Source organism: Bacillus jepli (assembly GCF_047238305.1).
GTDB lineage: Bacteria > Bacillota > Bacilli > Bacillales > Bacillaceae_L > Ferdinandcohnia.
In genome coordinates, this window is sequence record NZ_JBDFMO010000001.1 from 2,220,892 (window position 1) to 2,245,160 (window position 24,269).

At 38.1% G+C, this 24,269-nt stretch carries 26 protein-coding genes and 1 pseudogene; 18 read left to right on the plus strand and 9 right to left on the minus strand.

What is annotated here, in order from left to right; genetic code table 11:
* Positions 1-8 precede the first annotated feature (8 nt).
* Positions 9-944 (minus strand): M23 family metallopeptidase, encoded by a 936-nt coding sequence (locus ABC371_RS11295; protein ID WP_412899329.1) that lies wholly within the window; start codon positions 942-944, stop codon positions 9-11.
* 283 nt (positions 945-1,227) lie between these two features.
* On the opposite strand from ABC371_RS11295, the gene lipA reads away from it, so the two are divergent.
* Positions 1,228-2,130: a lipoyl synthase gene (lipA, locus tag ABC371_RS11300; protein ID WP_412896903.1), complete on the plus strand. Its 903-nt coding sequence runs from the start codon at positions 1,228-1,230 to the stop codon at positions 2,128-2,130.
* A 303-nt stretch (positions 2,131-2,433) separates the two neighbouring features.
* Here the strand turns inward: lipA and ABC371_RS11305 are convergent, their stop codons facing one another.
* A complete protein-coding gene (locus ABC371_RS11305; protein WP_412896904.1) occupies positions 2,434-3,225 on the minus strand; it encodes a YhcN/YlaJ family sporulation lipoprotein in 792 nt (263 codons plus the stop codon).
* Positions 3,226-3,333: 108 nt separating this feature from the next.
* Between ABC371_RS11305 and ABC371_RS11310 the strand changes: the two genes are divergently transcribed.
* The gene (locus ABC371_RS11310) at positions 3,334-3,609 is read left to right on the plus strand and encodes a YutD family protein (protein WP_136381459.1); all 276 of its coding nucleotides are present in this window, start codon (positions 3,334-3,336) and stop codon (positions 3,607-3,609) included.
* A gap of 47 nt (positions 3,610-3,656) precedes the next feature.
* Here ABC371_RS11310 and ABC371_RS11315 read toward each other — a convergent pair whose 3' ends face one another.
* Entirely contained in the window at positions 3,657-3,887 is a 231-nt protein-coding gene (locus ABC371_RS11315; protein WP_412899330.1) for a cytosolic protein, read from the minus strand.
* Between the two features lie 112 nt (positions 3,888-3,999).
* Positions 4,000-4,266: a DUF3055 domain-containing protein gene (locus ABC371_RS11320; RefSeq protein ID WP_412896905.1), complete on the minus strand. Its 267-nt coding sequence runs from the start codon at positions 4,264-4,266 to the stop codon at positions 4,000-4,002.
* Between the two features lie 158 nt (positions 4,267-4,424).
* Here ABC371_RS11320 and hepT point away from each other — a divergent pair, with 158 nt between their 5' ends.
* Both hepT and ABC371_RS11330 read left to right on the plus strand, forming a co-directional pair.
* Positions 4,425-4,862: a type VII toxin-antitoxin system HepT family RNase toxin gene (gene hepT, locus ABC371_RS11325; protein WP_412896906.1), complete on the plus strand. Its 438-nt coding sequence runs from the start codon at positions 4,425-4,427 to the stop codon at positions 4,860-4,862.
* 18 nt (positions 4,863-4,880) lie between these two features.
* Positions 4,881-5,651, plus strand: a complete 771-nt coding sequence (locus ABC371_RS11330; protein ID WP_412896907.1) for a TIGR01457 family HAD-type hydrolase — start codon at positions 4,881-4,883, stop codon at positions 5,649-5,651.
* A gap of 327 nt (positions 5,652-5,978) precedes the next feature.
* Here the strand turns inward: ABC371_RS11330 and ABC371_RS11335 are convergent, their stop codons facing one another.
* The gene (locus tag ABC371_RS11335; RefSeq protein ID WP_412896908.1) at positions 5,979-6,479 is read right to left on the minus strand and encodes a phosphatidylglycerophosphatase A family protein; all 501 of its coding nucleotides are present in this window, start codon (positions 6,477-6,479) and stop codon (positions 5,979-5,981) included.
* Positions 6,480-6,620: 141 nt separating this feature from the next.
* Between ABC371_RS11335 and yutH the strand changes: the two genes are divergently transcribed.
* The 5 genes from yutH to thrB all read left to right on the plus strand — a co-directional run bounded on the left by yutH (position 6,621) and on the right by thrB (position 12,163).
* Positions 6,621-7,634, plus strand: a complete 1,014-nt coding sequence (gene yutH / locus ABC371_RS11340; RefSeq protein WP_412896909.1) for a spore coat putative kinase YutH — start codon at positions 6,621-6,623, stop codon at positions 7,632-7,634.
* Between the two features lie 45 nt (positions 7,635-7,679).
* Positions 7,680-8,669 carry a 2-hydroxyacid dehydrogenase gene (locus ABC371_RS11345; protein ID WP_412896910.1) on the plus strand — a complete coding sequence of 330 codons (990 nt, stop codon included), beginning with the start codon at positions 7,680-7,682 and terminating at the stop codon, positions 8,667-8,669.
* A 221-nt stretch (positions 8,670-8,890) separates the two neighbouring features.
* The gene (locus ABC371_RS11350; RefSeq protein ID WP_412896911.1) at positions 8,891-10,192 is read left to right on the plus strand and encodes a homoserine dehydrogenase; all 1,302 of its coding nucleotides are present in this window, start codon (positions 8,891-8,893) and stop codon (positions 10,190-10,192) included.
* Positions 10,189-11,256 (plus strand): threonine synthase, encoded by a 1,068-nt coding sequence (gene thrC, locus ABC371_RS11355; RefSeq protein WP_412896912.1) that lies wholly within the window; start codon positions 10,189-10,191, stop codon positions 11,254-11,256. Before ABC371_RS11350 ends, thrC begins: the two co-directional genes overlap by 4 nt.
* The gene (gene thrB, locus ABC371_RS11360; RefSeq protein WP_412896913.1) at positions 11,246-12,163 is read left to right on the plus strand and encodes a homoserine kinase; all 918 of its coding nucleotides are present in this window, start codon (positions 11,246-11,248) and stop codon (positions 12,161-12,163) included. The genes thrC and thrB overlap by 11 nt, the downstream gene beginning before the upstream one ends.
* A 107-nt stretch (positions 12,164-12,270) precedes the next feature.
* On the opposite strand, the pseudogene ABC371_RS11365 reads toward thrB, so the two are convergent.
* Positions 12,271-12,492, minus strand: a pseudogene (locus ABC371_RS11365) (NifU family protein); the annotation flags it as partial.
* A 217-nt stretch (positions 12,493-12,709) separates the two neighbouring features.
* Between ABC371_RS11365 and ABC371_RS11370 the strand changes: the two are divergent.
* Complete coding sequence (locus ABC371_RS11370) at positions 12,710-13,039, plus strand: YuzD family protein (protein WP_412896914.1); 330 nt, start codon at positions 12,710-12,712, stop codon at positions 13,037-13,039.
* Between the two features lie 640 nt (positions 13,040-13,679).
* Here ABC371_RS11370 and ABC371_RS11375 read toward each other — a convergent pair.
* Complete coding sequence (locus tag ABC371_RS11375; RefSeq protein WP_412896915.1) at positions 13,680-14,690, minus strand: NAD(P)/FAD-dependent oxidoreductase; 1,011 nt, start codon at positions 14,688-14,690, stop codon at positions 13,680-13,682.
* Positions 14,691-14,946: 256 nt separating this feature from the next.
* Here ABC371_RS11375 and ABC371_RS11380 point away from each other — a divergent pair, with 256 nt between their 5' ends.
* The 5 genes from ABC371_RS11380 to ABC371_RS11400 all read left to right on the plus strand — a co-directional run bounded on the left by ABC371_RS11380 (position 14,947) and on the right by ABC371_RS11400 (position 18,709).
* On the plus strand, positions 14,947-15,183 hold the full coding sequence (locus ABC371_RS11380) for a YuzB family protein (RefSeq protein ID WP_412896916.1): 237 nt from the start codon (positions 14,947-14,949) through the stop codon (positions 15,181-15,183).
* A 251-nt stretch (positions 15,184-15,434) separates the two neighbouring features.
* Entirely contained in the window at positions 15,435-15,800 is a 366-nt protein-coding gene (locus ABC371_RS11385) for a HesB/IscA family protein (RefSeq protein ID WP_412896917.1), read from the plus strand.
* Positions 15,801-16,141: 341 nt separating this feature from the next.
* Positions 16,142-17,368, plus strand: coding sequence for an NAD(P)/FAD-dependent oxidoreductase (locus tag ABC371_RS11390; RefSeq protein WP_412896918.1), 1,227 nt, complete (start codon positions 16,142-16,144; stop codon positions 17,366-17,368).
* A gap of 177 nt (positions 17,369-17,545) precedes the next feature.
* Positions 17,546-17,872 (plus strand): YuiB family protein, encoded by a 327-nt coding sequence (locus tag ABC371_RS11395; protein ID WP_412896919.1) that lies wholly within the window; start codon positions 17,546-17,548, stop codon positions 17,870-17,872.
* Between the two features lie 153 nt (positions 17,873-18,025).
* Positions 18,026-18,709, plus strand: coding sequence for a 3D domain-containing protein (locus tag ABC371_RS11400; protein WP_412896920.1), 684 nt, complete (start codon positions 18,026-18,028; stop codon positions 18,707-18,709).
* 32 nt (positions 18,710-18,741) lie between these two features.
* On the opposite strand, the gene ABC371_RS11405 is transcribed toward ABC371_RS11400, so the two are convergent.
* On the minus strand, positions 18,742-19,212 hold the full coding sequence (locus tag ABC371_RS11405; protein ID WP_412896921.1) for a divergent PAP2 family protein: 471 nt from the start codon (positions 19,210-19,212) through the stop codon (positions 18,742-18,744).
* Between the two features lie 221 nt (positions 19,213-19,433).
* On the opposite strand from ABC371_RS11405, the gene ABC371_RS11410 reads away from it, so the two are divergent.
* Both ABC371_RS11410 and ABC371_RS11415 read left to right on the plus strand, forming a co-directional pair.
* Positions 19,434-20,939, plus strand: coding sequence for a leucyl aminopeptidase (locus tag ABC371_RS11410; protein ID WP_412896922.1), 1,506 nt, complete (start codon positions 19,434-19,436; stop codon positions 20,937-20,939).
* 180 nt (positions 20,940-21,119) lie between these two features.
* Complete coding sequence (locus tag ABC371_RS11415) at positions 21,120-22,457, plus strand: Na+/H+ antiporter family protein (RefSeq protein ID WP_412896923.1); 1,338 nt, start codon at positions 21,120-21,122, stop codon at positions 22,455-22,457.
* A gap of 39 nt (positions 22,458-22,496) precedes the next feature.
* On the opposite strand, the gene ABC371_RS11420 is transcribed toward ABC371_RS11415, so the two are convergent.
* Positions 22,497-23,108, minus strand: a complete 612-nt coding sequence (locus ABC371_RS11420; RefSeq protein WP_412896924.1) for a biotin transporter BioY — start codon at positions 23,106-23,108, stop codon at positions 22,497-22,499.
* Positions 23,109-23,394: 286 nt separating this feature from the next.
* Here ABC371_RS11420 and ABC371_RS11425 point away from each other — a divergent pair, with 286 nt between their 5' ends.
* Entirely contained in the window at positions 23,395-24,162 is a 768-nt protein-coding gene (locus ABC371_RS11425) for a sulfite exporter TauE/SafE family protein (protein ID WP_412896925.1), read from the plus strand.
* Positions 24,163-24,269: the final 107 nt, after the last annotated feature.

The following is a 24,269-nucleotide window of genomic DNA, read 5'->3' on the forward strand; positions in this document are numbered from 1 at the left end:
TAACATTTTCATCTTTTTCTAGCTCTTCGTTCCGCTCTTTCCCATGCACGTAGATGCGGGTATGGGTCAAAGGACCATTCTGTAAAACCATTGTCCTTATACATGCCGTAATGTAGATGGGGCGGGAATTTTCCGGCTGTTCCTGGTGGTCCGTATCCAGAGCTACCAACTGAACCGATAATTTGACCTGGCTCTACTACTTGGCCAATTGCAATGTCCTTCGCAAACCCGTTTAAGTGTGCAAAATAGTGATACGTATTATTGACATCTCGAATTCCGATCCGCCACCCACCGAAGCGGTTCCACCCTTTCATTTCAATCACACCGTATGAGGTTGCTCGAACCGGTGTGCCGTAGCTTGCGAAAATATCCGTACCTTCATGCATTCTCCGACCACCCCAGCCTCGGGCATCTCCCCACGTGTTTTTATAACTGTGATTATAGCCGATCGGAACCGGAAAGGCATGCTTATCTAAATCTAAGGTTCCATAAATCGAATAGATTTTGGCAATTCCCATGATAAGGGAAACAGATTTATCGCGTTTGTAATAGTTCCATAAGCCAATTTTTAAATTATCAGGATCTGTCCCATATGCTAAAATTTGCTCCGACATTGCAAATAGGATATCCTCGTCATTTGTTTGGTCAGCAACACCATCTCCGTTGCCATCTAATCCTATTCCTCCAAAAAGCTGAATACTGTGTGGGTTTGTATCATTTAAATTTGGATTTAAAGCACCGGCCCACACTTCGGGTTTAATATAGATTCCAATCAAACCCGTTTCCTTTGGTATATCCTTACGGGCACGACGAATACTTCGTTCATATTGATCAATAGCCGCATAATAATACCAAGGAATTTGGGTTAAAGCTTCCATCTTCGAATAAAGATACATACGTTCCTGAAAAACATCTTGATTACCTTCTGCTGCTTTTGCGACCATCGGTATTTCCGTGAAAAACAAACAAATAACAACAACTATTCCAAAGACTTTTCTCACGCCCAAATATCTCCTTTCTCAACAATTATCGTTAAGACATCTATGTTCACGAATAAGATAAAAAATATATTTTAAAAAGACTCCTCCTTGTTAGTTTGGTAAATCATTTTATTTTCATAATAACTAATTGTTGGAAGCTTAACATTTCACGAATTATGCTAATCCTTGGATTCTTCATTACTTTAGGAGTATAATAGGGATAGCCTTTGCAATGGAGTGATAAAGTATGTCTAACAAAGAGGAATATTTACGAAAGCCTGAATGGCTAAAAATAAAACTGAATACGAACGAAAGCTATACCGGCTTAAAGAAAATGATGAGAGAAAAGCAATTACATACGGTCTGTGAGGAAGCAAGATGCCCAAATATTCATGAATGTTGGGCTGTGCGTAAGACGGCTACCTTTATGATTTTAGGGGATACATGTACTCGTGCTTGTCGCTTTTGTGCGGTTAAGACTGGGCTTCCAAATGAATTGGACTGGAAAGAACCAGAGCGCATTGCCGATTCTGTCGCTACGATGGGATTAAAGCATGTCGTTATTACAATGGTTGCACGTGATGACTTGAAGGACGGGGGAGCAGCAGTTTTCGCTGAAACCGTTCGTGCGATACGTAGAAAGAGTCCGTTTACTTCAATCGAAGTATTGCCATCTGATTTGGGTGGTGTTTACGATAACTTAAAAACGTTAATGGATGCAAAGCCAGATATTCTAAATCATAATATCGAAACTGTTCGACGTTTATCTGACCGCGTTCGTGCAAGAGCAAAGTATGAGCGTTCACTTGAATTTTTACGTCGTGGGAAAGAAATGTATCCAGATATCCCAACAAAATCAAGTATTATGATTGGTTTAGGGGAAACGAAGGAAGAAATCATTGAGACAATGGACGATCTTCGTGCAAATAACGTAGATATCATGACAATTGGTCAATACCTACAACCAACGAAGAAGCATTTAAAAGTTCAAAAATACTATCATCCAGATGAGTTTGCTGAATTAAAGGAGATTGCCTTAGGTAAAGGCTTCAGTCATTGTGAAGCTGGTCCACTAGTACGTTCTTCTTACCACGCAGACGAACAAGTAAATGCGGCAAAAGCAAATCAACAACTTAAACAACAAGCATAAAAAAAGGGGGAGAACCCCCTTTTTTGTTATTTATTGATGAAGGACAATCCGATCAAGAATCCGTAGGGAAAAGTCCTTCATCAAGGTTATGAAGGACATTCCGCCTAAGAATCCGTACGTAAAAGTCCTTCATCAAGGTTATGAAGGACAATCCGGTCAAGAATCCGTACGTAAAAGTCCTTCATCAAGGTTATGAAGGACATTCCGCCTAAGAATCCGTAGCGAAAAGTCCTTCATTAAGGTTATGAAGGACATTCCGATCAAGAATCCGTAGGGAAAAGTCCTTCATCAAATTTTTGAGGACTATTGGACCCCTTTTCTTAAAAGCTCTCTTCCATCATCCCTCTTTTGATCTTCATTCCCTTTATTTCCAATGGTACCGGCATTTCCGGTGTCATGGATCTCTCCACTTTTCGTCCCGGTGCTTGGATTTTTTAGGAAGTCCTGATTTTCCCTAGCCCTACGCTCATATTCTGGGTTTAATCCACCTTCCATTTCACCATTTTCATTTTCTCCATCACTGACCTTGTATCCCTGTGGAGATTTTATCATTTGTTGGATTGTGGATGTAATGATTTGATCGACATTACGACTGTCTGAATCAAGTGTACCAAACCTTTCAATTTGATCCATCATGTCAGGATCATCAGAAACATACACATGGTAAAACCTTGGGACAACAGAAAGAGCAGAGCGCTTAACTTGGTCTGCTGTAAAGTTGCGATCCTTTGAATCCGTATCATACACAACAAGAACTTCTTCATCCGTTACTAGTGTTCCTACGTCATTAACATCCGGGATGTAGGTACAGATTTTACTAATCAAATCCGCTACTTTTTCGCGATCCATTGCTGGCATATTTGTGTATACATTTGCCTTACCAGGGACTGGATTTTTTTGGTGACGAACATAGCCAAAGTTCGTCATTTCCTTGCCATTGTTTTTAACTCCATTTTTATTGTAAAGCTCATTTTGGTCAATTCGATTTATGGTGTTTCCACTTTCATGAAATACTCCTGCATTGTCGTCAGAAGCACCACAGCCCGTCAATGCTGTAAAGGCAATTAAGCCTGAGATGATTGTGTACTTTTTCAATCTTGACACCCCCTTAAGTTGTAGGTTGACCAATTCAACAAAAATTTCGCATAGTAATTGATGGGTTGATTGGCTATAATGGATATATAATAAGGGGTGTGAACAAAAGTGATTAGTATCAATAACAGTACATATGAGCTTGTCGATGAGCTAAAAAACGGTTTTAATGAAGAGGCCTTTCGGGCAAGATATAGCGACATCCTAGCGAAATATGATTATATAGTCGGGGACTGGGGATACGAACAGCTTCGTTTAAAAGGATTTTTTGATGATAAAAACCAAAAAGCATCCTTTGATACAAAAATCAGTACCCTTTCCGAGTATTTATACGAGTATTGTAATTTCGGTTGTGCCTATTTTGTTCTAAAAAAGGTAAAAAAATAAAGTACAGGCTGCATCAGTTGCCTGTACTTTTTGTGTAAAAGAAAACCTCAGTCGTATGGTGGCTCAGCATTTTCATCCTTATCATCGTGTGTGGGATGAGCTCCGGGAAATTGTCGTGGTAAGTCTTGGTGAAGAGACTTAAATTCGTAATTAAACGGTGTATAATATCGTTGTCCTTTTTTCCAAGGTGTACTTTTATTTTCAACGGGTGTATCCTCACCGTTTGGAGCACCTGTAGGACCTTCAGGAAATTCCTCAGAAGTGAGAAAGTCTTTCATCGTCTCGACATTTGAAAAATCAGTATACCTTATTTCTTCCTTATCTTTTTCAGCCACCTGTAAAACACCTCACTTTTTATCTATAGTGTTTTCAGGTAATTGTACAAATATGTTAGACAATTTCATACAAGAAAGAACGTAATTCCTCCGCTTCTTCCTCTGATAGTTGAAAGGCATGTTCAATATAACCCGGCTCATCTAGATCATCTCTACCGATAATGGCAAAGCGATTACTCAAGATATTTAATACAACAAGCTTTCCATAATACCGGTCAGATTGAATCATTGCTAAATCATAACGCTGATTTTCTCCCATGAAACTTACAAATCGTGTTCGGGTGTCAACCGTATCATCATATAAGAAAAAACGTTCAGACATAATGGATTCTCCTTTAAAAACAGTCGTTTACAATATCATAACAAAGCTAAAGCAAATAGAAAACGAATTATTAAATCTGGGCATGCCATGAATGATGATGAACTTTATGGTAAAATAATATGTGGAGATAAAAAGGATTATAAATAGAAGGTGATACTGTGTATTTTGTTGACCGAGAAAAGATTGAGAAGACCCTTCTTTTTTACGAAGAAAATCTAGATTTATTAGAAACGAAAACAAATTGGACAAGTACAATTGAAAAGAAGGCATTAGAGCGAATTTCCCAGCTTTTAATTGAGGCAATTTTAGATGTTGGAAATTCAATGATTGATGGCTTCATTATGCGTGACCCTGGTAGCTATGAAGATATTATAGACATTCTTGAGGATGAAAAGGTGGTTACAACTCAAGTTGCAAATGAATTAAAAGCAATCATTCGTTTCCGCAAAGTAATTGTTCAAGACTATCTTGAAATCAATCATGAAGAGATCATTTCAAGTTTACAAAATCATAAAAACAGTTTAAAGAGTTTTCCGAAAGCTGTTCGAGCCTATCTTGAACATGAACTAGGACCCGTTTCCGCATTTAAAAACTAACAAAAGGTGATAAAAGTAGTGAAAACATATAAAGGATATTTAATCGACCTAGATGGTACAATGTACCGTGGATCTGAGCGTATTCAGGAAGCGTGTGAATTTGTAAATGCGCTAAATGAAAAACGAATACCCTATTTATTCGTAACCAATAATTCATCAAGAACACCAGAACAGGTTGCAGCAAAGCTTCGTGATTTTGATATTGCCTGTACAGAGGAACAGGTATTCACAACAAGCCAAGCAACTGCAAATTATATGTACGAACAAAAGCAGGGTGGAACGGTGTATGTGATTGGTGAGGAAGGGATCCGCCAAGCACTACAGGAAAAAGGTTTTACAATTCAGGATGAGAATCCAGACTTTGTTGTTGTCGGAATTGACCGTTCTGTTACATATGAAAAGTTTGCTCGTGCTTGCTTAGCTGTCCGCAATGGAGCAACCTTTATTTCAACAAATGGTGATATTTCAATTCCAACTGAACGAGGACTTTTACCAGGCAATGGTTCCTTAACCTCTGTGGTAACTGTTTCAACGACTGTTCAACCGATTTTTATCGGAAAACCTGAAAGTGTGATTATGGAGCAAGCCCAAAAGAAATTAGGAATTCCCAAAGAGGATACATTGATGATCGGGGATTACTATGACACTGACATCATGGCGGGAATGAATGCAGGTATCGATACACTTCTTGTTCATACAGGTGTGACAACGGCTGAACTCTTAAAAGGATATGACCGTCAACCAACCTATGCAATCAACAGCTTAAAGGAATGGATGGAAAGAATTTAAAAGCGCTCAGATTGAGCGCTTTTTTACATAGAAAGAATAACTCCTATTAGGACACAAATGCATCCAAGCCCTATTAATATTGTTGATGTTTTGGAGCGTCTCGTCCAACGAGTCGCTATACTTCGATGTAGTACCTGGCTATCCAAATTTTTCACTTCTTTTTTTAATGAAAATGTGATCATTATTGCAATCACGATAAAAATAAGTCCCAAAATTTTTAAAAATAGGTCCATCTTAATGACACCTCTGACGAAATAGTTTGTAAATTGAGTATACCATTATTATCGAAAGAAAAAGACCAAATCGTAACGATTTGATCTTTATTTATTAATTCGTATTTGCTGCACGATGAGCTAATCGACTTGATGCAGCGGCTGCGATTGCTCCCACAATATCATCTAAAAATGTATGACATTCGCCAGTAGATTTGTCATTTAGTCGCTCCAAAATACCTGGCTTTTTCTTATCAATGTATCCGTAATTTGTAAAACCGATTGAGCCATAGACATTTACAATCGAAAAGGCAAGGATTTCATCAACACCGTAAAGTCCCTCATCTACCTTAATTGTTGAAAGTAGCGGTTCCTCAAGCAAGCCCTTTTCAGCAAGTTTATCTAATTGAATCCCTGTTAGAATTGCATTTTGAATTTCACGTTTCGTTAAAACACGATCAACATTATGCACACAATCCTCCATTTTTAAGTCGGGATGATATTTGCTTTGTAAAAAATACACTAACTCAGCAATATCCTGGATGGTAACGCCTCTTTCCTCTAACCATTTTCTAGCAGTTTGTTCAATTTTATTTATTTTATTTTCTTTGCTCATCTAAATTCACCTAATTTCTTAGAATTTCAAAATAATTTGCTAATATTTACTAGTTTACCACAAGTAATGGCGATTTGTTTCATATAGATGTTTTGAATGACTAATCTGTAGTTACATAGTATGTGCGAGGGGTGATGATTTATGAAGGATACTCTTTATGAACAATACAAGTTAAAGGTGGATCGGTTCGTAAAAGCATTTGGTTATGATGCAATCATCTATCGAAATATAATATATTGTATTGTGCCAAGGCAATATGTGGAACAAGAAGAAATGTATGAAATAAAACATCTTAGCGATTATATGATACAAAAAGGCGATATACGTGTAGGCTCCATTTTACCTACTACAGACGGGAATTTAAGCACAACTATTCATGATGAAGAGGTTGTGATAATCAGAATCCCTGTTTATAGCCATCGGAATACAAATACAGTAGGGTATGAATTGGCTCGTTTTCATAATCGAGGCAGGAGCTTCCCTTATCGTGTTAATAAAATAAATCGAATTGGGCAATGGAAATTTCTATGGGAGAAAAGATTGGATCAAATGGAGTTGTTTTGGAAGGAAAAAGTGAAGCAACATCCACAAAACCGATTTGAAACATTATTCGTTGAAGCATTCCCATATTATATAGGGTTAACGGAAAATGCAATACAATACCTAGTTGATACGGAAATGGACGAGGCGCCTTCAGCCATCGACTCAGCGACGATTTGTCATCATCGTTTCACAGAATTGTCATGGGATAAAGAGTCATTTACGAAGCTCCCAACAGACTGGGTATTTGACCATTGCGCAAGGGACTTGGCTGAATTTATACGTGATCAATATGCCAGTGGTGAAACGAGACAAAATGGGCAAATTATTCATTTTTTAAAAGAGTATGAGCGAGTTAGTCCCCTTTCTCCTTTTTCATGGCGACTTTTATATGCCAGGCTATTGTTTCCACTCCATTTTTTTGAATGTATCGAAGGATATTATATGACAGAATCGGAGAACAAAAAGGAAATCCAATTGCAAAGATTAGAATCAATGCTACAACATTCAAGTGACCACGAACGCTTTTTGGCCACCTTTTTATCAAGTGTAGGAATGGATGGAAAAAGACTAACAATTCCGAACATAAATTGGCTTCAAATAAAAAAAGTATGATACTATAGAAACAGCACACGAATAAATCTTTATAAGAGGTAAAAAATGACGAAGCCATATGTTTTTATTACTAGAAAACTACCCAAAGAAGCCATTCAACCACTCATGGAAGTAGCTGAAGTACATGTTTGGAATGATGAAGACAAGGCTGTTCCAAGAGAAGTACTTCTTGAAGAAGTAAAAAAGGCAGATGCCCTGTTAACCATGCTATCTGAGAAAATCGACAAAGAACTGCTTGATGGGGCACCAAAGTTAAAAGTAATCGCAAACCTTGCTGTTGGTTTTGACAATATTGACGTAGAATATGCAAATCAAAAGGGAATCGCTGTATGTAACACGCCAGATGTATTAACAGACACAACAGCCGATTTAACCTTTGCCCTGTTGCTTGCCACTGCAAGAAGAGTCGTTGAAGCAGCGGAAATTGTAAAAAAGGGCGAGTGGAAAAGCTGGAGTCCATTGTTACTTGCTGGTCATGATGTTCATCATAAAACAATTGGAATTGTTGGTATGGGCAAAATTGGCGAAGCGGTCGCAAAGCGTGCGACTGGTTTTGAGATGGATATTCTCTATCATAATCGTTCTCGGAATGTAGCTGCGGAGGAACGGATTGGTTGTTCCTATGCACCCTTTAACGAGGTGATTGAGAACTCAGATTTTATTGTTTGTTTAACACCACTCACTGAAGAAACAAAAGGCTTATTTAATCAAGAAAGTTTTAAAAAAATGAAAAAGTCAGCCGTGTTCATTAATGTATCAAGAGGACCGGTCGTGGATGAAGAGGCACTGTATCAAGCATTGATCGATGGTGAGATCGCAGCAGCTGGTTTAGATGTCTTTGTAAAGGAACCTGTGGAATCTACTCATCCTTTATTGACTTTGCCAAATGTCGTAGCATTGCCTCATATTGGGTCTTCAAGTACTGAAACTCGAGTAGCTATGATGGAACTCTGCTGCAAGAATATTGAGCTTGTGCTTACCCATAAACAACCAAAGACTCTTGTCAACAGAGAGTGGGGACTGTCTGTAAAATGAAATGTTTTTTCAAGGGCACCTTCGCGATGAAGGTGTTCTTTTTATAGATGGAATGTTTTGAAAAAAATCTTTTTTGAAAAATTTAACCTTTTATATCAACGCGTTAAGCGTTTTCGCAGGTGAGGTTGGAAAAAAAGTACTTGTAAAAACATAGTATCACTACTATAATGTCTTTTATAGAAGGACAAATGTATTTCCAGGGAGTACATAGGAGGCGGATAATGATGAAAAGTATTTCAGTTGGATTATTAGGATTAGGTACGGTTGGCAGTGGCGTTGTAACAATTTTAAAAAATCATCAAGATAAATTAATGCACCAAGTTGGTTGCCCAATAGAAGTAAAGAAGGTATTGGTTCAAAATATTCATAAAAACCGATCAGTAGATATTGATCCTTCATATTTGACAACAAATGCAAATGAGGTTATTGATGACCCTGAAATCGATGTAGTCATCGAGGTTATGGGTGGAATCGAGGATACAAGACAATTAGTGCTTCAATCACTCCGTAATAAAAAACATGTTGTAACAGCAAATAAAGACTTAATGGCGTTATACGGTCCAGAGTTATTAAAAGTTGCAAGTGAAAATGGCTGCGATTTGTTCTATGAAGCAAGTGTTGCTGGGGGGATTCCTATCCTTCGCGGTTTAGTAGACGGCTTTGCATCTGACCGAATCATTAAAATGATGGGAATTGTGAACGGAACAACTAATTTTATTTTAACAAAGATGAGCAAGTTCGGTAGTGCCTATGAAGAAGTACTGAAAGAAGCACAGGAACTTGGCTATGCGGAAGCAGACCCAACATCAGATGTGGAAGGTCTAGATGCAGCAAGAAAGATGGCAATCCTGGCATCACTAGGATACTCGATGAATATCGAACTTAAAGACGTTCGCGTTCAAGGAATTTCTTCCGTTACAAGTGATGACATTGAATATAGTAAACGTTTAGGCTATGTAGTCAAGTTAATCGGTACTGCACATCGTAAGGGAGAGAAGGTTGAGGTAAGTGTTCAACCAACATTACTTCCAGAATCACACCCTCTTGCTGGCGTAAATGATGAATATAATGCGGTATATGTGTATGGAGAAGCGGTCGGGGAAACAATGTTCTACGGACCAGGAGCAGGTAGTTTACCAACTGCTACATCAATTGTCTCAGATTTAGTAGCTGTTATGAAAAATATGAGACTTGGAGTGAATGGTCTAAGTAGCGTATCACCTCAATATGAGAAAAAACTAAAAGATGATTCTGAGATTTTCTCAAAATATTTCTTGCGTATCCACGTAAAGGATCAAGTTGGTGCATTTGCAAAAATTACATCCCTATTCTCTGAACGTGGTGTAAGCTTTGAGAAAATTCTTCAATTGCCGTTAAAGAATAAAAATGTAGCTGAAATAGTTCTTGTTACTCATGAAGCATCTTTACGAGATTACGAGGAAATTTTAGTACAGCTTAGAGATTTACAAATTATCCAAGAAGTGAAAAGCTCTTATCGAGTTGAGGGAGGAAACCAAGGATGAGATGGCAAGGTCTATTACAACAATTTCGCGAATATTTACCGGTAAATACAAATACTCCAATGCTTTCATTAAATGAAGGAAATACACCATTAATTCCGCTTCATTCTATTTCAGAAGAGTTTGGTGTTGAATTATATGTAAAAGTAGAAGGGGCTAACCCAACAGGGTCTTTTAAGGATCGTGGAATGGTTATGGCGGTTGCAAAAGCGATTGAAGAGGGCAGTGACACAATTATCTGTGCATCAACTGGTAACACGTCCGCTGCAGCAGCGGCATATGCAGCACGTGCTGGACTTCGTTGTATCGTCGTTATTCCTGAAGGGAAAATTGCGATGGGGAAATTAGCGCAAGCTGTCATGTATGGCGCTGAAATCATTTCAATCGAAGGAAACTTTGACCATGCCTTAAAGATGGTTCGTAATATCAGTGAAACGGCACCTATTACTCTAGTAAACTCTGTGAATCCATATCGAATTGAAGGCCAAAAAACAGCTGCATTTGAAATTTGTGTGCAGCTAGATGGTGCTCCTGATGTATTAGCCATTCCAGTCGGAAATGCTGGGAATATTACAGCTTACTGGAAAGGGTTTAAAGAATACCATGAACGTCATAAAACAGGACTTCCTGAGATGCGAGGTTTTGAAGCAGAGGGTGCAGCAGCAATTGTTAAAAATAAAGTCATTGAAGAGCCTGAAACAGTTGCAACAGCCATTCGAATCGGAAACCCTGCAAGCTGGGATAAAGCCGTTGTAGCTGCAAGTGAGTCGAATGGTAAAATTGATGAAGTGTCGGATGCTGAAATCCTAGAAGCCTATCAGTTACTAGCACGAAAAGAAGGCGTGTTTGCAGAACCAGGTTCTTGTGCTTCAATTGCAGGTGTCATCAAGCAAGTACGCAGTGGCGAAATTAAGAAAGGTAGCCGAGTCGTTGCTGTCTTAACAGGAAATGGATTAAAGGATCCAAATATCGCCATTGAAGCAACTTCAATCAAGCCTGTTGTATTACCTAATGATGAAAAGGCTGTGTACGATCATATCCGAGGAGCCGTTTTACATGGAGTTTGATCAAGCCTTTCAAATTAAAGTACCAGCAAGCACAGCAAATCTCGGACCAGGGTTTGATTCACTTGGATTGGCAGTCAATCGATATTTAACTCTTCAGGTCGAACCGAGCAATCAGTGGGAATTTGTTCCGCAATCAGCGGAAATTGCAGATACACCTACAAATAAAGAAAATTTTATTTATCAAATAGCAGCGAAGGTGGCGACCATTTTCTCATGTGAGCTACCTCCCTGCAAGGTGTATGTTAATAGCAATATTCCGTTAGCAAGGGGCCTTGGGAGTAGCGCAGCTGCCATTATCGCAGCAATTGAGCTTGTAAATGAGCTTTGTCATCTTCAATTAACCAATCAACAAAAGCTTGAATTAGCTTGTGATGTTGAGGGACATCCTGATAATGTTGGGGCATCGTTATATGGGGGATTAGTCATTGGCAGTCATCGTGGAAGCGAGGATACGGATCTTATTCATGTGAGTGATGTATCTTTTGATATGGTCGTTGTCATTCCTCCGTATGAGTTAAAAACGAAGGATGCTCGAAGTGTGCTTCCAACAGAATTATCTTATCAAGACGCTGTAAAAGCGAGCTCTATAAGTAATGTGATGGTTGCAGCCATTTTAACGAAAAATCTTGAGTTAATGGGGAAAATGATGGAGCTGGATTTATTCCATCAAGCCTATCGTGCAAAGCTTATTCCCGAGTTCAACAGCATTCATCGAGCTGCAAAGAGAGCAGGAGCATTTGGTGTTGCCATTAGCGGAGCAGGACCAACTGTGATTTGTTTTATCGAAAATGGACGAGGAAAGCAGTTAAAAGCGGACCTTTCCCTAGAATTTGAGGGGTATCAGGTAGAAGAAGTATCGATTGAGAAAAACGGTAGTAAATTAACTTCACTGTCACTACATGAATAAAGAAGCGAAACCAATTAGGGTTTTGCTTCTTTGGGTTGAAATACTGCCACTAACGATTAAAGGCACAAAAAAATGCCTCAAAAACTTGAGGCATCATCAATTATTTATTAAAAAACTTGCTCAACTTCGACTACACCTGGAACTTCTTCTAATAATGCACGTTCAATTCCGGCTTTTAGTGTGATTGTAGAGCTTGGGCAGCTTCCACATGCACCTAATAAACGAAGCTTAACAACACCGTCTTCTACATCAACTAAATCGCAGTCTCCGCCATCACGAAGTAAAAATGGACGAAGTTTATCTAATACTTCTTGTACTTGCTCTTTGATATCCATTCGATTGACTCCTTTCCTCATACCTTTATAATTATTATAATCTGTTTACTGGAAAAAATCTATTAAAACCAAGTAATGCTTTTTTCCAATATTTAATTACAAGCGTAGATTGAGAAAATCCATGATGAATTCTTAATTACTTTCTATGTCCATTTTACCAGATATTTAGTACAATGAAAAAAGAAACGATTGGGGAAAGGAGATTATAAAAATGAATAAGCAAAAGGTCGAAATCTGTGTATATGGTGCAGAAGTACTTTGCCCTAGCTGTGTAAATCTTCCTTCTTCAAAGGAGACTTGTGAATGGCTCGAAGCAGCATTAAGTAGAAAGTTTCCAAACCAACCTTTCGACATTTCACATGTTGATATTTTTGATCCACCAGGGGACGAAGAGAAAAAAACATTTGCCACTCGAGTGATTGAAGAGGATATGTTTTATCCAGTTGTGGTCTTAGAAGGTGCTATTGTCGGAGAGGGCAGTCCCAAACTAAAAACGATTTATGCTGAAATGGAGAAATACGGGTATAAAGCAACTGAATAAATGAGTGAGAGTAAGGGAGACGCGATCTTCCTTGCTTTTTTTTGAGAAGAAATTGATTGAAGAACAAAATTATTTTAAGAACAAATTACTGGTCAATGAGAAGAACCTGTCTACGAGGTAGGTTGTCAAAGACAAATCACTGATGTGAAAGTACTGAAAAGTCTGTGAGGGAGGTTGTCAAAGACAAAAAGCTGAGGTGAAAGTGCCGAAATGTCTCTGAGGCTCTCTCTCGAAGACAAATTACTGAGGCGAAAACACCTAAATGTCTTTGAGCCATACTCTCAAAGACAAAACGCTAATGCGATAGTGGTGAACTGTCTCTGAGGCACTCACTCGAAGACAAAACATTGATGCAAAAGCGCTGAAATGTCTCTGAGGTGTTCTCTCGAAGACAAATTACTGAGGCGAAAACACCTAAATGTCTCTGAGGCGTCCTCTCAAAGACAAAACACTGAAGCGAAAGATCTGAAATGTCTCTGAGGCATACTCTCAAAGACAAAACACATATGCAAAATACCAAAATGTCTCTGAGCCACTAGTTTAAATCTAGTCAAAACCGAAAGAAGTGTCCCTGAACCACGTATTCTTTAATAAAACAAAAAATCGCGGTACATAAAAGTTACCGCGATTTTACAATTAATTATCCATTATGATACTTATACATCCATAATACCCCGGATTTTAACATACGTGGCACACGTCCTGTGAGTGCACGTTCTGCAACTAAACCAAAGCCTTCTTTTTTACCTAGGGAACCTAGTACACCTTTAAGCTTGATTTTAGGAAATTCCGTTGGTGGGGCTTCCCCTTTCCATCGCTTTAAAAGAACCTGAACAATTTGCTCTGCCTGACCTTCTGCAAGCTGTGCACTAGGTGCATGCGGTAAACTTGCACAGTCCCCAACAACATAGACGTGTTCATCATTTGGCAAGTTATGTTGAGGAGTTAAAATCACACGACCACTACCGTCTTTTTCAACATCTAAGTCACGAACGACTTTATTTGGCTGAATACCAGCGGTCCAAACAACAACATCACTTTGAACAGGTTGGTCATTATTAAATAAGACGTTTTCTTCTACTCTCGTTATATTTGAGTTATTAATGATTTCAACATTGTTTTTATCAAACCAGTTTTCAACATACACACTCAATTTTTCAGGGAAGGCGGAAAGGATATGCTTTCCTCTATCGAAGAGCTTAATTTGCAAGTCTGGTCTGCTTTCATAAAGTTCACTTGCTAGTTCAACCCCACTTAAACCCGCACCTACGATAGAAACAGTTGCGCCTGCAGGGAGATTATTGAGTTTTTGATAGGTTGCCCTTGCATTATCAATCGACTGGATGCTATAAGTGAATTCCTTGGCACCAGGAACATTGTGATACTTATCTTCACAGCCTAATCCAATTACTAGGTCATCATAGCGTATTGATTCTTCATCTTTAATGTGAACCAGCTTTTCATTCATATCAATGCCCGTAACTTCCCCAAACTGTACGTGCAAACTAGGGTGATCTGGAAATGCTACACGTACATGAGAATCGGAAATGGTACCTGCGGCAAGTGCGTAAAATTCCGTTTTTAAACTATGATAGGGTGCTCGGTCAAGTAAGGTGATTTTAAATCCATCGGGTAATTGATTTGGCAGCAATCAATGTAAGATTCGCATTCCGCCATACCCTCCGCCAAGTATAACAAGATTTTTCATGATGATTATCCCCTTTTGTTCCTCTCTTTAGTTGAAACGTTTTCGTGCTTTTTATCCATTGTATATCTGAACCTGTAATCCTTTTCAAATCCACATAAAGTATAGCGAAAATGTGACAAAATAACAACAGATATCAGCAAAATTGACGTGTGGATAAAAAGAGAGTACGATAGGTAGTTGTAGTGAGGTGAAAAAACCAGTGAATCCTATCATTGAATTTTGTGTTAGTAATTTGGCAAGTGGCTCCATGAAGGCAAAGGAAATCCTCGAACAGGATCCAAATCTTGATGTGATTGAGTATGGATGTTTAAGCTATTGTGGGCAGTGCTTTGAGTCACTATATGCTCTTGTAAATGGGGATGTAGTTACTGGTGAAACAGCTGAAGAGCTAGTAGAAAATATCTATGCCTATTTAGAAGAGAACCCAATGTTCTAACATTATATATATTCCAAATAAAAAGCAGTAAATTTACTGCTTTTTCTTGTTTTGACAAAAAGAAAACCCTTCATTAAAGAATGAAGAGTTTTCTAAAAAAAACGGGGGATAGTCTCATTGTGGTCAAAAGAAGTTTATTTTAAACTTAAAGAAAAAGAAAATTTTGTACTAAACGGATTATTTGTATCAAATTCAATTTAACATTATACTTATAGTAATAACCTGATTTAAAAAAGAGGGAGGTTACGAGGATGACAGATCATGTCGTTAATATTTCTGAAGCAGCCGCTTTCCAAATTAAAGATATGATGAAACAAAATGAAGAAGAAGGATCATTCTTACGTGTTGCTGTTAAAGGTGGCGGTTGTAGTGGACTTTCATACGGAATGGGCTTTGAACAAGAAGAAGACGAACAAGACCTTCATGATGAACAACACGGAATTAAGATCTTAATCAACAAACAAGATGCTCCGATTTTAAACGGTGTAAAAATAGACTTCAAACAATCCCTAATGGGTGGAGGATTTACCATTGATAATCCAAATGCCATTGCATCTTGTGGGTGTGGTTCTTCCTTCCGTACGGCTAAAGTAGCTGGAACACCAGAAGAATGCTAAAAAAGTTGGGCTTTTTTCAAGCCTGACTTTTTTTTGACTAATTATGGCAAATTTCAGTCGATAAATTGACTTTTTTCTTACAAACGTCAAAAACGATTGTTTTTAAAATATTCTTAAGTATTAAAATGCCCCTGAAGTACTTGAAATATCAACATAAAAGTCCTATTATAGGAAATGGATATTAAATAGTAAAATTTTTTGACAAATGTCGTAATTTTTTATGTCCAGTCATGGTATCTTACGTGAAAGATATCACAAACTATTTTATCAATAAAATCAGAGCTTGCAGTTGAAAATAGATGTAAGCTGAATTTTTTACTGCAAAAAAAGAAAAGGTGGGCGTGATTACAGTGAGAAAGCCAAAAATCGTCGTTTTAGGAGCAGGATACGGTGGATTAACTACTATCGTTAACTTGCAAAAAACATTAGGTGTAAATGAAGCAGATATTACACTTGTTAACAAAAATGATTATCACTATGAAACCACTTGGTTACATGAAGCATCAGCAGGAACTTTGCATGCGGACCGTGTACGTTATCAAATTGAAGATGTAATTAGTGGACATAAAGTTAAATTTGTAAAAGGCTCTGTAGCAAAGATTGACACTGAAGGTAAACGAGTAATCCTTGAAGATGATTCACAGGTTGAATATGATTATTTAGTTGTGGCATTGGGCGGAGAATCGGAGACATTTGGTATTAAAGGCTTAAAAGAATATGCATTTACGATTTCTAATGTAAATACTGCTCGTCAAATTAAAGAGCATATTGAATATCAATTTGCAACTTATAATACAGAAGAGGAAAAAGACGATACCCGTCTTACGATCGTTGTTGGTGGAGCAGGATTTACTGGAATTGAGTTTTTAGGCGAACTAGTTAACCGAGTTCCTGAGCTTTGCCGTGAATATGATGTTGATCAAAATAAAGTAAGAATCTTCTGTGTGGAGGCTGCGCCAACTGCATTACCAGGCTTCGATCCTGAATTAGTTGAATATGCAGTTAACCACTTAGAGAAAAAAGGTGTAGAATTCAAGATTGGTACTGCAATTAAAGAAGGAACACCTGAAGGAATCATTGTTGGTAAAGATGATGTAACTGAAGAAATTAAAGCACGTACTGTCGTTTGGGCAGCAGGTGTACGTGGAAACAGCGTAATCGAGGCATCTGGTTTTGAAGCAATGCGTGCACGTGTGAAGGTTGACAAGCAACTTCGCGCACCAGGACACGACAATATCTTCTTTGTTGGAGATAGCTCATTAGTTATTAACGAAGAAATCAATCGTCCGTACCCACCAACTGCACAAATTGCGATGCAACAAGGTGCATTAGTGGCGAAAAACATCGCAGTTCTTGTGCGTGGACAAGGGGAACTTGGTGAATTTACGTTTGATAACAAAGGAACTGTATGTTCACTTGGCGAGCATGATGGAATCGGAGTTGTATTTGGTAGAAAGATTTGGGGATCCAAAGCAGGATTCATGAAGAAAGTAATCGATAATCGTGCACTCTTCATCGTGGGTGGTCCATCACTTGTTCTTAAAAAAGGTAAATTGAAATTTTTATAAGATCATTTAAAAGGAATGTGGGGAGACTCGCATTCCTTTTTCACTATTTGTCCATTTAATCGGAGTAAAATCAATTGACTTACGTTCCATCCCTTTAGTACACTAGGAAGGGATTTATGCGTTCAGCTCCAGCGCTTACCAAGGCGCTTGCGCATTTGTTACTGGAGGAGAGTTACCATGTCATTCAGTTTTTTACCGATTTTATTAATTTCGATGATATTGTTTTTCGTTTTATTTTTTGGAATTGGATTCATTCTTAACATGCTTTTACGGATGTCATGGATTATGGCGTTTATCTACCCAATTGTTGCTGTAGCCATTATTCAAGATGTTTCTTTTCTTGATTATTTTACATCACCAGGAACTGCTTTTCGCTCTTTAGGGAATAGCATTATGACTTTAGCTCCTTTAGATATTGCGATTTTACTTAGCGGTCTTGCTGGCGCAATTTTATCAGGAGTGGTCATTAAGCTCCTTCGAAAAAAAGGATACAGAATGTTTTAGAAACCCATTTCCATATAATTGTGTTGAAAGAAACGTAAGGATTTTATGAAGAATCCTTACGTTTCTTTTTTTACATGAATTATTTTCCACCCATTCGCGAATAATTTCTAACCGAATTGGAAAGAAATAGAGTCGTGAGAGGAGTGGAAAAATGTGTTTCATCTAAACACAATTTTAAGAAGAAGTGTAATGACGATGTTAGTTGCATTCGCACTATTCACTACGTTCCAATCTTTTTCCGGAGTACAGTCGAAAGACATTACAAACTGGGCAAGCGACCAAATTAAAAAGAAATCGCAAACAGTTTTGATGAAAAGTGTAGGACTGGTCTCCAAATATATGTTTTATATCCAAGGAAATAAAGCGGTATTAGCTTCGAGTGTTGAAAGTACATTACCTATTGAAGAAGCGATTGATTTTTCAAAATACCCGAAAAAAACAGTTGTCGCGACTGGATACACTGCGGGAGTTGAATCGACAGGAAAAGATGCAAATCACCCTTCCTATGGAATTACCTACTCTGGTGTAAAGGTCAAGCGTGATCTGTATTCTACAATTGCTGCCGATTTAAGTGTCTTTCCAATCGGAACCATTCTGTTTATTCCTGATTACGGGTATGGAGTGGTTGCCGATAAAGGTGGAGCGATTAAAGGAAATAAAATTGATTTGTATTATGAAACTGTCAATGATGTGTATAACAAATGGGGGAAAAGAACCCTTGATGTCTATGTAATCCAAATGGGTGACGGTAAAATATCTGAAGAAGAAATCGCTGCCATGAACGAGGATAAATCGATGCAGGTATTTCGTCAACAAATATTAGGTGAAAAAAGTTAAAGGCTAATCGTAATGATTAGCCATTTTTGTTTTTATAAGATATAAAGTAAGAAAGTTAGTAAAATTCCTGTCAAACCACCAAAAAATACTTCAATGGGTTTATGCCCCAATAGCTCTTTTAACTCCCTTCTTTTTCTTTCTCCATCAAGCCTTGGCCATAGCTTTGCATCCTCCGCAAATTTCTGAAAATCTGCAACAAGTTGGTTGAGAACGGTAGCCTGCTCACCAGCGTGTCTGCGAACGCCAGATGCATCAAACATGACGATAACGGCAAAAACCGTGGATATGGCGAAAAAAGGAGAACCGACTCCTTGCTCTAGGGCGATCCCTGTTGTTAAAGCTGTTACAGCAGCTGAATGGGAACTTGGCATTCCACCAGTGCTCGTAATTAGGGACCAATCAACGTTTCTAGTCACAAAAAAATGTAACGGGACCTTAACAAACTGCGCAAATCCAATTGCGGCAAGTGCGGCCCAAAGGGGGAAATTTGTAAAAAGCTCCATGTAAACTACGTCCTCTCGTCAAAATACACTTTTTTCTCTTATTTAATTGTAAAAAATGAATTACGGAATTTTTAGAAATTATATTGCAGTCAAATCATCTCTATTATTATAAAAGAATTTACCTAAGCCTGCAAAATGAATTCTTCACAAATGGTTGTAAGATGAAATTTAGTGACTCGAAGTATATAATAAAAAGGTGAAAATAAGTTGGAGGTGTAAGGATGTTTACAGTAAAAAATGAAATAAAAGTACAAGATTCTCATGAAGCAATAGTAATTGGTTTATATGCGAAAAATCAAAAAACAACTGGGCTGACCCACGAAATCGATACATTAGTAGACGGTCAAATTACAGTGCTGTTAAAAGACGGAGACATATCAACGAAGAAAAATAATGTATCAAAAGTGCATACATTAGGAAAGACCTCTATTAAACGAGTATACTTTCTCGGGCTTGGGAAAGAGGATGAGCAATCCTTTGAATCACTAAGAGAAGCATTTGGAAAGGCTGTTAAAGCAATCGATGAAGCAAAAATTGAAAGCTTTGCAGTTGATTTCGATTCCTTTGTAACAGAAAAGTTGGGGGTTCATAATGTTGCTCATGCATTTGGAGAAGCATTTGCACTGTCTACATATAAATTTGCTGATTATAAACAAAAATCAAATGAACCAGAAAAGAAAATTGAAGACGTAGTTGTTTACACGAAAGATGAAGCAGACGAGGTCGAAGCAAGTTTAAAAGTAGGATTTGCGTATGGACAAGGGACAAACTCTGCGAGAACTCTTGTCAATTTACCTGGAAATATGTTAACTGCTACGGATTTAGCAAACTATGCAACTGAACTTGGAATGAAATATGGGTTTGAAATCGAAATTCTTGACAAAGAAGAGATGGAAAAGCTTGGGATGGGCGCTCTTTTAGCAGTAAATAAAGGTTCTGTAGAGCCACCGAAAATGATTGTTCTTAAATATCAAGGAACCGATAACTGGGAGGATGTCATTGGCCTAGTTGGGAAAGGAATTACCTTTGATACAGGCGGATACTCCATTAAGTCAAAGGACGGCATTGTTGGTATGAAATCCGATATGGGTGGAGCTGCTGCTGTATTAGGAGCGATGGAGATCATTGGTGAACTAAAACCGGAAAAAAATGTTGTTGCAGTCATCCCATCAACTGATAATATGATCAGTGGCGATGCATTTAAGCCAGATGATGTCGTGACATCAATGAATGGCAAAACGATTGAAATCCTAAACACAGATGCTGAAGGGCGTCTTGCATTAGCAGATGGAATCACGTATGCGAAGTTCCATGGTGCCTCTTATTTAGTTGATGTGGCAACCTTAACGGGTGGGGTTATTGTTGCTTTGGGAAATGATATAACTGGCGCAATGACAAATAATGAAGCCTTTTTTGAAGATGTACTAGAAGCCTCATTAGAAGCCGGCGAGCCAATTTGGCGACTACCAATTACCGAAAATCATAAGAAGCGTGTTCGGAAGAGCCTGGTAGCTGACTTGAACAATTCACCAGGACGCGATGGACATGCCATTTTTGCAGGTACTTTCCTTGGTGAGTTCGCAGAGAGTACACCTTGGGTACACCTTGATATAGCTGGAACGGCAACTACTACATCGGCTTACAACTTAGGTCCTGCAGGTGCAACCGGGGTTATGGTACGCACGCTTGCAACTTTAGTTGAAAGATTTGGTATAACTGAAGAATAATAAGTAGGAAGTCTACCAAGCGTAGGCTTCTTTTTTCCTTCTAAAGCACCTTCTCTCGCAAAAAATTCCATTGACGTTATCTCCCATCATATGATATTGTAGTTTAGGTATTTTAATTCTCTACCGATTTAGCAGACTAAAGTATAAACTAATTAACTATTACTAGAAGGAGTTTTCATCATGAATGCAGTTGTTATAGCGGTTCTTGTTATGCTTATATTAAGTTTATTTCGTATAAATGTTGTCGTTGCTCTTGCAGTGGGGGCGATTGTTGGAGGACTTACAGGTGGCCTAGACCTTGCATCGACTGTTTCTACCTTTACAGATGGCTTAGGCGGTAATGCCACTGTTGCGTTGAGCTATGCCTTACTTGGTAGTTTTGCAGTTGCTATATCAAGAACTGGCCTACCAGATGCCATGGTAGATCTAGCCATCAAAATGGTCGGTCAGCAAGGGGATAGTAAACGTAAAACCTATTCAAAGGTTTTAATCATTTTTATCATTTTAGCCATTTCAATTTCATCACAAAACCTAGTTCCTGTTCATATTGCATTTATCCCAATTTTAATCCCACCTTTATTAAAGGTTTTTAATGAACTTGAAATCGATCGTCGATTGATTGCTTCTGTTATTACGTTTGGTTTAACAGCACCGTATATTGCACTCCCAATTGGTTTTGGAGAGATATTCCAGGGACTCATACAGCAATATATGCTAGAAAGTGGGCTAGAAGTAGCGAAAAGAGATATTCCTGTTGCCATGTTGATTCCTACAGCAGGTATGGTTGTTGGTTTACTAATCGCTGTATTCTTTTCCTATCGTAAACCTAAAACATATAAAAATATTGAAATTGCAAATAAGTCGAATTCAAAAGCAACTTATACTAAAAAGAGTATTGCTTTCGCTCTCTTGTCTGTACTTGCTACCTTAACTGTTCAGTTAACACTTTCACAAGTATTTGATGTAGATGGCATGATTTTCGGAGCTTTGGTCGGAATCATCGTTCTTTATTTTAGTGGTTCTATGAAAGTAAATCAAGCTGACGAAGTGATAACAGGCGGAATGAAAATGATGGCTTTCATTGGTTTTGTCATGATCACAGCATCCGGGTTTGCTGCTGTTATTAATGAAACTGGGGATGTAGAAGAGCTTGTTAAGCAGTCAGCTTCCTTGATGAATGGAAACCAAGCATTTGCTGCTTTAATGATGTTAATCGTCGGTCTATTGATCACATTAGGAATAGGTTCATCCTTTTCAACGATTCCAATCATCGCGACGATTTTTGTTCCATTATGCATGGAGCTTGGATTTAGTCCAATGGCGACAATTGCTATTGTTGGTTCCGCGGCCGCTTTAGGAGATGCGGGTTCACCTGCGTCAGATAGTACGTTAGGTCCAACTTCTGGACTAAATGTAGATGGTCAACATAATCATATTTGGGATACTTGTGTACCGACATTTTTACACTATAATATTCCACTCATTATTTTCGGCTGGATTGCAGCCATTCTCCTATAAAACTAAACCCCCACGAAAAATCGTGGGGGTCTTTCACTTTTAAGAGGCTTTGATTGAAAGATCATTCACAGCGTTTTTTGTTACTGTGCGATAAATTCTAGGTGAAATGATTCCAGCAAAAATGGTGAAAACGAGATCTTTTACTATGAACCAAGCCATAACTGTCCACGCTGCTCCATAGCTCATTTTAACCTCTAACCAAAAATTTAATGCAAAGTACATATAGTTTGTGCCGATGAAATAGTTCATGAATAGACCAACAAATGCAGCAAACATGAATGTTTGTAATGTTGGATTCCCCTTAGAATGTTCAACTACTTTTCCTGCAAAATAGGCTGTTGCAATAAAAGATAAAATAAATCCGCCAGTACTTCCAATGATAGGTGCGATTCCTGCCTCAAATCCTGAAAAAACGGGTGCACCTGCAATCCCGATGAGCATGTATACAATCATCGAAATAGCTCCTAATCGACTGCCGAGTAGAAGCCCAGCTAATACCGCAAAAAAGGTTTGCATGGTTAATGGAACCCCGGCAACCTGTAAAAACGGTACCATTGAAGTAATGTTTGCACCAATTGCCATAAGCGCTGCAAACATCCCGACATATGTAATTTCTATTGCTCGGATTCGTGGTTTCGAAACTGCTGTCATTATATGTTAACCTCCATGATTTTAAAGTTAACAAAATAGTAAAACAAGATCAGTTATATGTCAACAAAAAAATAAATGAAGTTAACAAATAAAAGTTGAGTCATATGCTTTCGGGATGGTTGATAAAATATTGGTAGATGATTTCCTATTCCACTATTAAACCTTTCAATAATAAAAAATTGTTATAGTCAAAAAATAATTTTGCTGTCAATGACAAGAAAAATGTGTCAAAAAGGTAGTCCTGTAAATATAATGCCCATATCCGAAAATGTTGGGAGCGGTCGGAATGAGTATTGGAATTTTATTAATGGGCCTTTTTGTCGGGTTTTTGGTCGGATTAACAGGTGTAGGTGGAGCGGCATTATTAACTCCATTTTTAATCTTGATTGGTATCAATCCTTTAATTGCAGTTGGGACAGATTTTCTCTATAACTCCATCACCAAATTTTTTGGATCTGTTCAGCATTTTCGGCAAAAAACAATCAATTTTAAGCTTGTAAAATATTTAGCTTTAGGTAGTGTCCCTAGTGCAATCATAGCGGTTACTACATTACATTTTGCTGGTGGAGATAAACTCCTGCAAGGAGAAATTGTAAAGCATGCCCTCGGTTATGTCCTAATGATGGTTGCGATTGCTACTGTAGTAAAGACATTATTTAGCTCTCGTTTTTCACAAAGTTCCTACAGTTTAAAGCCCATTGAAGATAAAGCAAAAGCCACGATTTTATTAGGGGCAATTCTAGGATTTATAGTCGGATTAACATCCGTTGGATCTGGTTCGCTTTTTGCACTTGCGATGCTGTTATTTTATCAATTACGAGCCTCTGAGTTAGTTGGGACAGATATTGCACATGCATTTATTTTAGTTACGGTGAGCAGCTTTTTTCATGTAGGTTTTGGGAATGTTGACTTTCTTTTGGTGATGAATTTGCTATGTGGTTCAATTCCTGGGGTTATCATTGGAAGCACTTTATCCGCAAAAGTTCCAATGAAGCCACTACAAACAGTGATAGGGATTATTATTTTTATAAGTGGTTTGAAATTGATCTATTAAGTTGAAATACGAAAAAATTGCGAACTTGTAGACCTTGGTGTAAAATTACACTAAGGTTTTTGACTTTCTCTAAGGAAGAGAAGGTGAATGATTAAAAAAGGTGATCA